Source organism: Archangium sp. (assembly GCF_045802675.1).
Taxonomy (GTDB): Bacteria; Myxococcota; Myxococcia; order Myxococcales; family Myxococcaceae; genus Archangium.
The window spans coordinates 29,442-43,073 of sequence record NZ_JBJMQO010000093.1 but is presented as its reverse complement, the minus strand read 5'-3'; the positions used below and the strand labels follow the sequence as shown (position 1 = coordinate 43,073).

The 13,632-nt window shown below is 73.7% G+C and carries 6 protein-coding genes and 1 riboswitch; of the genes, 5 read left to right on the top strand and 1 reads right to left on the bottom strand.

Going from position 1 to position 13,632, the window contains the following annotated elements:
• The 5 genes from ACJ8AN_RS26690 (at nt 1) to ACJ8AN_RS26670 (ending at nt 11,734) form a co-directional block, all read left to right on the top strand.
• Nucleotides 1-963, top strand: coding sequence for a hypothetical protein (locus ACJ8AN_RS26690; RefSeq protein WP_407758296.1), 963 nt, complete (start codon nt 1-3; stop codon nt 961-963).
• Nucleotides 964-1,043: 80 nt separating this feature from the next.
• A riboswitch (cyclic di-GMP riboswitch) is annotated at nt 1,044-1,124 on the top strand.
• A 99-nt stretch (nt 1,125-1,223) separates the two neighbouring features.
• Entirely contained in the window at nt 1,224-2,996 is a 1,773-nt protein-coding gene (locus ACJ8AN_RS26685) for a TolB family protein (protein WP_407758295.1), read from the top strand.
• Between the two features lie 80 nt (nt 2,997-3,076).
• Nucleotides 3,077-4,963, top strand: a complete 1,887-nt coding sequence (locus tag ACJ8AN_RS26680; protein ID WP_407758294.1) for a hypothetical protein — start codon at nt 3,077-3,079, stop codon at nt 4,961-4,963.
• Complete coding sequence (locus ACJ8AN_RS26675; RefSeq protein ID WP_407758293.1) at nt 4,960-8,550, top strand: flagellar motor protein; 3,591 nt, start codon at nt 4,960-4,962, stop codon at nt 8,548-8,550. The genes ACJ8AN_RS26680 and ACJ8AN_RS26675 overlap by 4 nt, the downstream gene beginning before the upstream one ends.
• Nucleotides 8,507-11,734: an MYXO-CTERM sorting domain-containing protein gene (locus ACJ8AN_RS26670; RefSeq protein WP_407758292.1), complete on the top strand. Its 3,228-nt coding sequence runs from the start codon at nt 8,507-8,509 to the stop codon at nt 11,732-11,734. The genes ACJ8AN_RS26675 and ACJ8AN_RS26670 overlap by 44 nt, the downstream gene beginning before the upstream one ends.
• 24 nt (nt 11,735-11,758) lie before the next feature.
• Here the strand turns inward: ACJ8AN_RS26670 and ACJ8AN_RS26665 are convergent, their stop codons facing one another.
• On the bottom strand, nt 11,759-13,615 hold the full coding sequence (locus tag ACJ8AN_RS26665) for a DUF4388 domain-containing protein (protein ID WP_407758291.1): 1,857 nt from the start codon (nt 13,613-13,615) through the stop codon (nt 11,759-11,761).
• Nucleotides 13,616-13,632: the final 17 nt, after the last annotated feature.

Sequence of the window (13,632 nt, the reverse complement as noted above, 5' to 3'; positions counted from 1 at the left end):
ATGGACGCCCCCCGCTCCTCCCGGCGCAGTGCGCCCTTCCTGCTCGGCCTCGTCGCCATCCTGGCGGCGTTGCCGTTGGGCTATTTCCTCTTCCTCCACCAGCCCCCGGCTCCTCCGCCTCCGCCTCCCCGCGTGGTGGAGGCCCCTCATCCCGTGGCTCCCCCCAAAAAGGGCCCGGTGAGCCTGAAGCTGGAGACGGTGCGCGGCACGGTGGAGGTGCGCCGCGGCGAGCAGTGGCGCGCCGCCAGTGCCGGCGAGGCCCTGCGTCCCTCGGACACGGTGCGCACCCAGGAGGGCTCCTACGCGGTGCTCATCGGCGGCGAGGCCGTGGAGGTCCGCATGGAGCCCGGCACCGAGGTGTCGGTGGAGGCGCTCACCGACTCGCTCTCCCGCTTCCTGGTCGGCAACGGTGTGACGACGGTGCGCCTCAAGCCCAACTCCGGGCAGGCCCTCGAGGTGAGGGCCGCCGGCAGCGACGCCGTGGCCCGCACCGAGGGCGGTACCTTCACCTTGAGCAACAACGGCGCCGGCACCGTCGCCCTGGCCACCTTCGCGGGCGAGGCCACCTTCAGCGGCCAGCGCAAGGTCGTCATCGTCCGCGCCGGCCAGCAGTCCGTCGTCCGCCCGGGCCATGGGCCCTCGGAGCCCGCCGCCATCCCCACCAGCCTCCTGCTGAAGGTGAACTGGCCCGCCAGGCCCCGCCGCCAGGTCGCCGTCTCCGGGCAGACGGAGCCCGGCGCCCGGGTGGACGTGGGGGGTCGAATCATCCCCACCGACGAAGAAGGTCGTTTCTCACAAGTCCTGTCTCTCAAGGAAGGCACGAACGCCGTCCAGGTTCGCGCCTTGTCTGTCGGGGGTTTACGTCAGGAGGACTCGCGCGAGCTGACCGTGGACACCACCCCTCCCAAGCAGGTCACCGTGGACCCAGGGCTTTGGGATGACCCACCCCCCAAGGGCCATTGATGACGGCCTGACAGACGAGCGGCGGGATACTCGCCCGCCTGGTCCCGGGTTTGCAGTGCCTCAAAGGCCGAGAAGACGTCCCTGTACAAGGGCAATCCCGGGCGAAAGCCCAGGTGCGCAAAGCCGTGGGGCCTGAAGTGCGGCCGGCCGTGGTTGCCGTGGGTTCTGGCGCTGGAAGGCGCTGAGGGTGCTCGCCCGCGTATCGCCTTGGGTCACAGGGGTGGATGTAGCACCCAACGTGCCACCGGAGGTCAGTCACGATGCTGCGGACGCTCACCACCCTCGCCTGTGTTGTGCCGGCGCTGGCCCTGGGCCAGAACATGGGGGGTCCCCTGCGAGGCCAATCCCTCGTCGTCAACGACGGGCCGGGGGATCAGACGGATCCTCACGTGAGCGGCTCGCTGGTGGCCTACACCCAGCAACTGAGCCTGAGCAGCAGCGAAATCCGCTACCACGACCTGGAGTCGGGTGTGGATCAGGCCATCCCCACCGAGGGCGGGTATGACGCGCTCGCCGACATCAGCGGCGAGCAGCTCGTCTTCACCCGCACCACCAGCACCACCCGCGTGATGCGCTTCGACGTGCACCAGGGCGGGGCCGTGGAGGAGCTCGCTCCCCGTGCCGGCGCGAACCGGCGCGCGGCCGCGGTGGGGGGCCAGACGGTGGCCTGGCAGGAGCTGGGCTCCACCGCCGACGCCGTGCAGCCGGAGGTCTTCGCCTACCGCATGGACACGCTCGCGCTCACCCGGCTGACCGAGGACTCGCGTGTGGACCGTTCTCCCTCGGTCAGCGCGGATGGCCGGACGGTGGTGTGGACGAAGTGCGCCACCAGCATCGACGGGTGCGACGTCTGGTCGGCCCGCGCCGTCGACGGGGGCTACCAGGTCTCCCAACTCACCGGGTTGGAGGGCGAGGAGTCCCTGCCGGATACCAATGGCGACGTGGTGGTGTACGTGACCCGGAGCGTCGTGGAGGGCGTCTCGGAGTCGGACATCACCTGGCAGCCGGTGGGTGGCGGGGAAGCGCACCGCCTGTCGCTGCCGGGCACGGACACGAACCCCAACGTCAGTGGCCCGCTCATCGCCTTCGAGCGGTGGGATGCGTCCAGCGCGACGCCCAACTTCGATCTCATGCTGTATGACTTGCGCACGCAGACGTACTACCGGCTCACGGACACGCCGGGCAGCGAGTCGCTCAGCGACCTCAGCGTGGATTCCACCACGGGCCTGGCGCGGGTGGTGTGGACGGCGCGGCAGAACGGCAATCTCAACGTGTACGCCTTCGTCTTCTCCCTGCCGGGCGTGTGCACGCCGCCGCCGCCGCGGACGGCCGACGAGGTGTGCGCCTCGCCCGGAGCGCGGCCGCTGCTGGGCTCGCTCCTGGTGAGCCGCTCCACCGGGGAGTCGGACGTGGTCTCCACCTCCTTCGAGGGCAAGGGCTCCGGCGTGCTGTGCGTGGACAATGGCTTGGAGGGGAAGCCCGCCACCGCGGGGTGGGTGTGGCTCGGCGCGGGCCTGCAGGTGGGGCCCGATGAATTCGGGCAGGACGTCACGAGCGTGGCCCGGAAGGTGCCGCTCCAGGGCCAGGGCCTGCTGTCCGCCCTGGTGGAGGGCGCGCCCGGCAGCGCCTTCCGGGTGCGTCTCTACGGCGAGGTGACGTGCGAGGCCGGCCCGGCGGTGGGCCCGGAGGTCCACGAGGGCCAGTACCTGCCCGCCGAGCGCATGGGGACGGGTTTCGACTCGGACGGCCTGGCGCACTACTTCGTGCCGAGCGGGTACGAGGGGCAGCTCGCGGCGGGCAGTGGCCCGGAGACGGGCGGGCCGGGGCAGGTGGAGCCGCCAGCGGAGGGCTCCAGCGCGGACCCGGACGGGGTGGCCGGCGCGCTGCCCGAGGCCGGTCCGGAGCTGGCGCGCGCGGGTTGCAGCGCGGGGAGCGGCCCGGTGTCCTTCCTGGGCGTGTGGATGCTCGTCGCCTCGTTGCTGTTGCGCGACAGGGCTGTGCGGGCGCGGGGCCGTGCCGCTTCGCGGCATTAGGATTTCGAGCACGGGATGGACGCTGGTAAATTACCGGCACTCTGAACCGTCTCCTGCCAGTCCTGCTGCTCGCCGCCTCGGTGGCCTCGGCGGACACGCTCGACATCCTGGGGCCGTCCGCGGCCGTCCCTCCCGAGGGGTTCGCCATCGCCCTGCTGCGGCGGGACGTGACGGGTGCGCCCGTGACGGCGGAGGGGCTGTCCGTGTCGGCGAGCGGGGCGCGCCTGGTGCCAGGGCCCGAGCAGCCTCCGCTGCGCACGTTCCTCGTGGTGCCGGAGCCCGGAGCGCGGGAGGTGAGGGTGGTGGCCGAGGGGGCGGGCGCGCGGGCCGAGTCCCGGTACGTGCTGGGTCCGCCCGCCACGCAGGTGTCGCTCACGGTGGAGCCGCCCGCGCCCGTGAAGGGGCGGGACAAGGAGGCGCGGCTCACGGTGCGGATGCTGCGGCCGGACGGCACGCCGGATGACACCGGGGCGCCGCCCGTGCTGCGGGCCAACGTGGGGCGGGTGGAGTCGCTCGAGCGCACCGGCCCCGGCACCTGGCGGGCGCGCTACGTGCTGCCGGACACGCGCTACCCGGAGGTGGCTATTCTGGTGGCCCTCTCGGCGTGGCCCCATCCCCAGTCGATTCACGGCGCCTACGGCGAGGTGCGGGTGCCGCTCGCCGCCTCGGTGGAGCTGCCGGGCCGCACCGAGCCCAACGCGCAGCTCACCGTCACCATCGCCGGGACGAGCTTCGGGCCGGTGAAGGCGGCTCCGGACGGGCGCTTCCGGCTGCCCGTCATCGTCCCTCCCGGCCACGGCGTCGGGCAGGCGCGCGCGGTGGACGCGGCGGGCAACGTGCGGCGCTCGCGGATGGACCTGGCGCTGCCGCCCACGGACGGGCTGGCGTGTGTCCTCCACCCGCAGCGGCTCCCGGCGGACGGTGTCTCGCAGGCGCGCGTGCTGTGCGCCACGAGCGACCCTTTTGGCCTGCCGGTGCGCGACGCGCGGGTGACGGCCTCGGTCCGCCGCGGCACCCTGCGCGGCCCGACGCGCGCCGGGGGCGGCCTGCTGGAGTGGCTGTACACCGCGCCGCGCTCCCTGCCCGCGGAGCCGGAGCACCTGGTGGCCACCTGGCCGGAGCGGGGGACGAGCTCGCGCGAGGAGCTGCCGTTGCAGCTGGTGCAGGGGCCGGTGGCGCGCGCCGCCCTGTCGCTGGCCGAGCCGGTGGTGCACCTCGGCTCGACGGTGGGCGTCACCGCCCGCGTATGGGATGCCTTCGGACGGCCGAGGCCGGGAGCCCGGGTGGAGCCGGGCTCGCCGCTGGGCGCGTTCAGCCCGCCGCGCGAGGAGTCCCCGGGCGTGTTCACCCTCGCCTGGACGCTGCCGCCCAAGGGCCCGGTGGGGGCGTCGGAGGTGAAGGTGCTCGCCCTTGGCCCGGCCGGCACGGAGCCCGCGCGCCTGCGCGTCTGGGCGGAGGGCGGTGTGCTGTCCGCGGGCGTGACGGACCTGGCCGGCCTGCCGGTGCCGGCGCAGCCGCTGCGCGTGGGCGACGAGGAGCGGGTGACGGGCGAGGACGGCACGGTGGTGCTCGGCCCCGTGCGCCCGGGCCGGTGGGAGGTGGTGCACGGCCAGTGGCCGGGGCTGCGGCAGACGGTTTTCGTGGTGGCCGAGGGCGGGCCGGTGTTTCCCCTGGAGGCGCCCGTGGGCGCGGCCTCGGCGCAGCAGCCGGTGCGGGTGGCGCCCGCCGTGCCGGTGAACGTGCGGTTGAAGGTGGAGGGCCCGCGCGTCACGTTCTGGATGGAGGACGCCTCGGGCCGGGTGCTGGAGGGCCGCGAGGCTCACGTGTCGCTGTCCGCCGGCGAGCGGACGCCCGTGGAGGTGAAGGACGGACGCGGCAGCTTCCGGGTGCTGCATGAGGGGCCCGTGAGCGTGTCGGTGGCGGACGTGGCCACCGGCGTCACGGCGCTCGCCGAGGTGCGGCCTTGAGGTGCGCCGCCTGGGTGCTCCTCGGCCTGTGCCTGCTGCCGGGCGCCGTGCGGGCGCAGCTGGCGAGGACGGAGGCCCCGGAGCTGGCGGCGGCCATCGCCGGGCGCGTGTGCCGGGACGTGGACGGAGACGGGCGGTGCGCGCCCGGGGAGCCGGGCCTCGCCGACATCCGCCTGGTGCTGGCCACCGGCCGCGAGGTGCGCACGGACGCCTCGGGCCGCTACCACTTCGCCGAGGTGGACGCGCGCTCTCCGGACACCACGGGCGGGGTGCACCTGCGGCCCGGCCGGCAACGGCTGCGCGTGGACGTGCGCACGCTGCCGCCCGACAGCGAGGCCAGCCCCGGGGCCGTCACGCTGGAGGTGCCGTGGGCCGCCGTGGTGCTCCAGGACTTCGCGGTGCGCACGCGGCCCGAGTCCCTGCCGTCCCTGTCGCTGGGCTATGACACGTCGCCCCCCGTGGCCGCGGCGGTGCCGGGCGGGGTGGAGTTCCTCGTGGCCGGGCACGCCTCGCCGGGGGACGAGGTGACGGTGGGCACCACCCCGGCCGAGGTGGACGCGCGCGGCGGCTGGCGCGCCCGGGTCCGGCTCGTGCCCGGGGAGAACGTGCTGTCCATCAGCGACTTCGGCGCCCAGGGCACCCTGCGCCTCTTCCACCAGCGCATCGACGTGGTGTCGCGTGACGGCGGCCTGCTCGTCATTCCCCGGGAGCCCGAGCCCACCGGCGCGCTGCGGCTGCCGGGCAGCAGGGAGGAGCCTCCGGCCAGTGGCGTCTCCTCGCTGAGCGCCGAGTTCCCCCCGGGCACGCGCGTGCGCTCGCCGCGCGGCGAGGTGACGGTGGGGCCCGAGGGCTCGGTGCTGGTGCCGCTGGTGCTCGAGCCGGGAAGCAACCGGATCGCGCTGGAGGTGCAGCCCCCGGGTGAGCCCGTCCGCACGGTGACGGTGCAGCTGGTGGCGGTGCCCCGCGCCTTCGGGGTGGGGTTGTTGGAGGTGGAGGCCACGCTCTCGCCGTCCACGCGCGACTTCCGGCTCCGGGGGCGTGGCGCGGCCCATGGCGAGGCGCGCCTGGGGGAGTTCTCCCTCACCGGCGAGCTGGACTTGCGCGACACCGACGTGGACAACCTGCGCGGGCGCCCGGTGGCGGACTGGCTGCGGCCGCGCCTTCCCCGGTTGGAGCGGGCGCCGGATCCGGACCTCGCCATCTCCGAGTGGGGAGATGAGTCCGTGGGCCTCACGTCCAACGCCACCGAGAGCCGTCTGCGGTTGGAGGTGCGTCATGATCGCTTCGGGCGGGTGGGCCTGGGGACGTACCGGGCGCTGCAAGCGGAGGGGGAGGTGGGCCGCTACCACCGGCCGCTGTTCGGCCCCTTCGCGGAGCTGGCGGCGGAGCTGGGACGGCTGCGCGCGGGCGTGAGCGCCTTCGCCGGAGGGCTGGCGGATCCCACGCGCTCGCTCTCCGCGCTGCCCGCGTACGAGGAGCTGCGCGCCACCGGGGGAAGCCTCTACTACCTGGGCTCGGCGCCGGTGGCGGAGGGCTCGGAGCTGGTGCGCGTGGAGGTGCGAGATGGCGTCACCGGACTGCCGCTCGCCGAGCGCCACCTCATCCGGGGCCGGGACTATGAAATCGACTACGCGGCGGGCCGGGTGCTGCTCGCGCGGCCGCTGTCCTTCCTCGCCGGTGCGCCGCTGCTGCGCACGGAGCCGCTGACGGCCGCGCCCGAGCCCGTGCTCACCGTGCAGTACGCCGTGCTGCAATCCGCCTCGCCGATGGACTCCGCGGGAGGCGAGGCGTGGGCGGAGTGGAAGGGCGGACGGGTGTCCGTGTCCGCCGTGCGCGAGCAGCGCGATGGGGCGCCCTACCAGCTGCTCTCCGCGCATGCGCGCGCCACCCTGGGGGGCTACACGCTCCTGGCCGAGGTGGCCCGGAGCCAGGGCTCGGCGGTGCTGCCGGAGCTGTTCGGCGTCTCGGATGATGGGGGCCTGTCCTTCCTCCGGCCGGACGAGACGCGGGTGGCCGGAGGTGGAGACGCGCTCGGGTTGCGCCTGAGGGGGCCGGGACTCTTCGGCCAGGGCTCGGTGGACGCGGCCTTCCGCCGGCGCACGGCGGGTTTCTCGGATGGCACCCACGCGGACTCGCGGTTCTTCCGCCAGGCGTCCCTGCGCGCCGTGCAGCCCCTGGGGCCCTGGCGTCTCACGCTGCTGGGCGACGAGCGGCTCTCGGCGGATCCGCGTGTGCCCTTCGCGGACGCGCCGCTGGAGGCGCGCACGCTGGGCCTGGGCTTTGGCTACGAGCAGGAGCGGTGGGGCGTGGGCGTGGAGGTGCGCGACGCCCGCCTGCGCGCCAGCGAAGTGCCCGGGGAGGGTGCGCTGCTCGAGGGCGGGCGCACGTCCGCGGGGCTGCACGGCCACTACGTGGTGAACGACTGGCTGCGGCTGTCGGCGGGGCACCGGCAGGCGCTGGTGCTGCGTGGCGACGGGCCGGGCCGGGTGGACGACACGTTCTCCTCGGCGGGAGTGGACGTGAAGATCGGCGACGAGGCCCTGGTGGGCGTGCGCGGTGGCTGGGGCCCGGAGCTGGGGCCGCTGGCGTGGCTGAGCGGCACGTGGCAGCGGGGCCAGGACGTGTACTACGGCGGCTACTCGGTGGATGTGGACGGGCCGGACTTCGGCGCGAGCCGCGCGGTGAGTGGCGCGAGCACGCAGCTGGCGGACGGGACGAGCCTCTTCGTGGAGGACGTGGCCTCGCATGACGGCAACGCGGTGCGCCTGGCGCGCGCGGTGGGCTTCCAGCAGACCGTCTTCGGCGCCCTCAACGTGGGCGCGCGCTACGAGCGCGGCGTGCGCGGTGTGCTCGACGTGCCGTCCACGCTGCGGCGCGACGTGGCGAGCCTCTCCGGGCAGCTCGTCCTGGAGCGCTTCCGCGCGGATGGCCGCATGGAGTTGCTCTTCACGCGTGGCACGCCGGATCGCGGCCCGGCGGAGCCGGTGGAGCGCCTCCAGGCGGTGATGGCGCTCGCGGCGGAGGCGGTGCTGCGCGAGGACCTGTCGCTCTCGGGGCGGGTGAACTACGGCCGCACCTCTCGCCGGGAGAGTGGGGAGACGGAGGCCCGGCTGCTCGAGGGCTTTGCCGCGCTCGCCTGGAGGCCGGGGCCCTTCCTGCTCGTGGCGCGCTACGGCCTCTCGCGTGAGCTGCTGCCGGGCGAGCGCGCTGTCTTCGGAGAACGTGGTCAGCAGATATTTTCACTGCTGCCGGCGGTGCGCGTGGGGGACCGTTTCGCACTCGCCGCGGGACTCCATGTAGGCCGCAGCACCCGGGGCGATGTTGCGATATGGGTTCTCACCGGCTCGTTGCGCCCGTCGGTGAGGGTGGTGGGTGGCCTGGAGGTCGCGGTGGAGGCGGCGGGGCGGTCGGTGGCACCCGAGGACGAATCGTTGGGTTCGATTCGAGGTGAGGTGGCGTACCGGGTGGACGACAGGCTGCGTGTGGCCGCGGGCTATACACTGCTGGGGTTCACCGGGACGGGCTTGCCGGAGGAGACACAGAATGGTTCCGACAGGCTCTATCTTCGAGCGGAGCTCGCGTACTAGGCGGCGCGCGCGCGCGCGGCTGCTCGCGCTGGGGACGGTGGCGGGCCTGGTGCTGCTGGCCTCCGCCCGGGCGCACGCCGACTGGCCCACGCGGGCGTCCGTGACGGGCACGCCCAGTGAGGTCCTGGACGTCTGGGCTCCCGGCCACTTCGCGGTGGGGTTCGAGCAGGGCGCGTACCTGTTCCTCGATGGCGGCCTGGTCCTCCCCCAGACGATCGCCGGCCCCAACAGCCAGTCGGCCGGCACGTACTACAAACTGCCCGAGGCCTGTTTCGTCTCGGTCCGGCAGGACTTCACCGGGGGGCGCGACGCGCTCAACGCGGCCGGCATCACGTGTGGCTCCAACCTCGGAGATCCCATCGCCGGCAGCAACATGGACATCCTGCGGGTGAAGCACGCGGTCGGCGGCGGCGCCGCGGCCATCGCCCACGCCCCCGACAACGAGTACGCGGTCTACACGTCGGGGACCAGCATCTACGACCACGCCACCTTCAAGCCCACGACCCTGAATGACCCCGCGATCAACGGCACGCTCGGCGTGGTGCGGATTGGCGACACGCTCTACGCGCTCATCGGGAGCGCCAGGAATCCCACCACCGTGCACAGGGTCGAACGCGCGCTGGACGGCACCACCAACAGCCTTGAGCTGTTCCCGTCGAGCGACACCCCCATGGGCGCCGTGCAGGCCATCGACTTGTTCGCGGCCGGCAGCCCGGCGATTCCCTATGCCGTGGTGGGCACGCAACATGGGTTCCTCCAGGGCTCGATCGTGGCGTCGTCCACCCCGCTCCGGGAGGCCCAGGCGCTCGATGGCGGGCTGGGCGTGAAGAGCCTGTCCATGAACGTGGGGTTCGGCGGGGATGACGGCACCGGGTTCGGTATGGCCATCGTGGCGCAGCCGGACGGCACGGGGCTCAAGGTGATGGGCGCGGTGCCCATGCTCTCGGACACGGAGGCGGGGACCGTCTGGCGGGACAGGGATTTTCTGGATGGCGGGACGGCTCCGCTGAAGCAGGTCGCCTGCGTGGGCGCCAGCTCCTGTGTCTTCACCGCCGACCGGGCCGGCACGGACAACGTCTTCATCTACACCAACGCCGCGGGCCCGACGCTTTCCGTGGCGGCGCAGGCGGATGCTGGGGTGGACACGTCGGATGCCTCGGTGGTGATCGACGAGGGCACGGCCTTCACGCTGTCCCTCGAGGCGAGCGACCCGGATGGAGACCCGGTGCTGGTGACGGCCACGCCCTGGAGCGAGAGCTCGGCGCCGTTTTCGGTGGTGGTGCCCTCGGCCGCGGCCAGTCCGGGAGAGTCCATCCAGGTGTCGGGTGCCACCGGCAAGATCTGCAAGCCGCAGCGCGTGGGCACGCTCGTCGTCAATGCCTCGGATGGCCTGGCGGCCCATGAGGCCCACGAGAGCTTCCCGGTGTACGTGAAGCACACGGTGCCGCCGGCGAGGCCCTCGGTGGTGTTCTCCGACGGAGGCGTGCTCGCGGACGGTGCGGCCGTCGGGTTGAGCGCGGGGGGAGCACCCCTGACGCTGCGGACGAGCGTGGCGGACACGGGCTGCGCGCTCGTCGAGAACCAATGGACGCCCATCTCCCTGGGAGCGGGGGCGCCGTCGCTGGATCAGCGGGAGGACGCGGGCACCAACCTGGCGGTGTTCACGCCTCCGCCCTTCCTGTGTCAGGCGGGGGGAGGGGACTCCTACTACCGGTACCAGGTGACGGACGAGGGCGGCCTGTCCCGCTCCCAGGTGCTCCAGGTGCACGTGGCCCCTTGGGGTTCGCCCAACCCGCTGCTCAGCCCGGAGACGGGCGTCGAGCACCTGAACGCCGGGGACTCGCTGACCCTCACGCCCGCGTCGAGCCGCCACGCGTGCGAGGGCAGTGCCTCCTTCCCAGGAGTGACGACCGAGTGGTGGGTGGCGCTGGCCGACGGGGGAGTGCCCGGGAAGGGCCTCACGTACCGGGAGGAGCCCGCCACGCACGGGCTCGTGCTGGACACGGAGCACTGCCCCCCGGCGTCCTCCGAGCTGCTCATCACCGGCATCAACCGCCTGGTGGGCGCACCCGTTGGGACCTCCGAGTCGATCTCGACGCGTCAGGTGACGGTTCAAACGGACCGGGAGCCGTTCGATCCGGGAGCGTTCGAGCTCGGCGCGGACGTGCTGCCCTCGGATGAGCTGCTCGTGAGCGTGGTCTCGCCACTCAACTGCAAGGCGGAGCGGAACCTGCGCGCCGACCTCCAGTTCCAGTCCTCGAGCGGAGGCGGGGCGCCGCTGACGACGACGCTGGCCGTCCCGGGCGAGTGGCGGCTTCCGCTGGGCATGGGCTGCCAGGGCGGGCACATCCAGGTGAAGGCCTCGATGGTGGAGGACACCGGCCAGCGCACCGCCGAGACGACGTGGGACCGGGAGCTGCCCCGGCTGGAGGCGAAGCTGGAGTCGCTGCCGGCGGAGTCGGTGCTGGTGGCCCGCTGTGGCGAGGGCGCGCGCGCGACGCTGACGCAGACGTTCCCTGCGGGCGCCTGTCCGTCGTCGGCCGTGAGCTGGTCGCAGGTGGACGGTCCGCCGCTGGAGCAGACGGCGCTGTCCGGGAACACGGTGTCGCTGACCACTCGGGACACCGGGCTGGACGCGCTGGTGGGCCGCTCCGTGGTGGTGCAGGTGACGGCGAAGGCGGGCTCGAGCGAGGCCACGATCGAGCACACGCTGCCCATCACCGTGGCGCCCTTCGTGAAGGTGCGCCGCCGCACCGAGGTGCCCGCCGCTTCCGAGACGGGGCTCGTCGGTGTCTCCGTGGAGCTGCTCAACACCACCGCGTGCGGGGTGTCGGACGTGAGCTACGTGGAGCACCTGAAGGGCCTGACGTACGTGGAGGGCAGCGCGAAGTTCGACGGCCAGCCCGTGGAGGCCTCCTGGGAGGAGGGCGCCCTCACCGTGAAGGGCCTGGCCCTGGCGGGCGAGGGCACCGGGACGCTCACCTACGTGGCGCGCCCGCACCTGGTGGGCGAGCGCCGCATGGATGGCGAGGCCCTGCTGCGCGACGTGCCCATCTCCCTGAGCGAGGCCCCCGGGGTGCAGGTGCCGGACTCCGGCTGTGGCTGCACCAGCTCGGGGCCGGGCCCGCTGGTGTTCGCGCTCGGGGTGCTGGGGGCGGCCGTGCGCCGCCGCCGCCGGCAGTAGGGCGCGGAGGGCGTCCGCGCCCGGTTACAGGCCGAAGCTGATGCGGCGGCGGTTGGTCGGCTCGTCGCGCCGCTCCTCCAGCACGCCGATCAGCTCCAGGCCCCGCAGCGTGGCCAGGACGCCGCGCTCGGGCAGCTCCGTGAGCGTGAGCAGATCCGCCACCGTCTTGCTGCCGTCCGTGTAGGCCAGCAGCAGCGCCTGGGGCCCCTTGAGCTTCAGCTCGTGCAGGGCGTACGGCGGCGCCGCGGTGGGGAAGAGCCGGCGCGAGCGCGGCATGTGCTCGCGCAGGGACTCCAGGGGCTCGGAGCGCAGAATCCCCTCGAGGATGAGATCCCCGGGGAACACCGACAGCTTCACCAGGCCCGTGCCCGGTGGGCGCTTGGGGCTGAAGCCGTAGGCGCCCTCCTTCCACGAGAAGGTGGACCAGAGCAGCTCCTTCACCTGCTCCTCGACGAGCCGCGGGTAGCGCTTCGCGTCCAGCAGGCCCAGGCGCATCATCGCCTCGCTGGTGCGCAGGTTCTGCTCGCGCGCGAGCGTGAGCACCTCCTGCTGCTTCGCCTCCGGCAGCACGCCGCGGCGCACACAGAAGCGGGCGAAGCGCTCGTGGGCGAGGTTGGAGGCGGCGTACACCGGGCGGCCGGCCTCGAAGTAGACGACCTTGAGCACCGAGCCCTGCCGCAGCTTGAGCTCTCCGCTGTGGCGCGCCTCGTAGTAGGCGTTGAGCAGCCGGGGCACGCTGGTGTTCTTCAGGTCTCCCGAGAGCGACCAGTCGGGCGGCGGACGGCGGCTGGGGTCCGCGCCGGCCGGCTTGTTCCACACCTTCTCGCGCTCGCCGAAGGGCAGGGCGAGGCCGGGCTCGGGCTCCGGCGTCTCGGAGGCGCTCGGGGCGGCGGCGGCCGGCGCGGAGGTCTCCTCGGCCGGACCGAGGGCCTCCAGGGCCTGGTTCTCCTCGGCCGATTCGTTCGCGCTGCGCGCCACGTACTCCTCGGTATAGGCGGGGGCCGCCGGGGCCGTCTGCTCCTCGGCCGGAGCGAGCGCCTCCAGGGCCTTGTCCTCCTCCTCGGCCGGAGCGGCCGGAGTGAGCGCCTCCAGCGCCCGGTGCTCCTGCGCCTCGGCGGGGGCCTCCGGGGCGGGCGTCTGCTCCTCCTCCTCGAGCGCCTCCAGCGCCCCGAGCTCCTCCAGGTCCTCCGTCCGGATGACGGGGGTCACGCTCAGGTCGAGGGACTCCATCGCGGGCGGCTCGATCTCCCGCGTCACGGGGGGGGCCTCCGGGGTGGGAGGGGGCGCCAGGGGCTCGTCCCCGAGCGGATCTCCCGCCTCCTCGACGACCGCGAGCCCCTCTACGACGGGCTCATGCTCCTCGGGCGGCGTGCCGAAGACGGGCTCGTCCTCCACGGAGGCGTAGCCGGGCTCGTCCTCGGAGGGGGCGAAGACGGGCTCGTCCTCCATGTCCAGGAGCGAGGCGTCCTCGAAGACGAGCACCTCCTCGTCCTCGTCGGCGGGAGGCGGGGGCAGGGGCCGGGTCAGGCCGCACAGCTGCTCGACGGAGTCCAGCAGTTGCAGCAGCTCGAAGGGCTTCTCGAAGAAGGCGCGGGCGCCGTGGACCTCGATGGCCTCGCGGGCGAAGCGGTCTCCCTTGAAGACACCGCTGACGGCCACCGCGGGGATGGCGTTGTCTCGGAGCGCGGTGAGCACGGCGCTGCCCCGCATGTCGGGCAGCAGCAGGTCCACCACCGCCGCGTGGAAGGCCGCGGGGCGCAAGAGGGCGAGCGCGGCCTCGCCGGTGTGGACGGCCGTGGCCTCATGACCGCGGCTTTCGGCCGCGGCGACCATGAGGGAGGCGAGTTCGGGGTGATCCTCGACGATCAGCAGTCGCGCCATGGGGGGCGGGCACCATA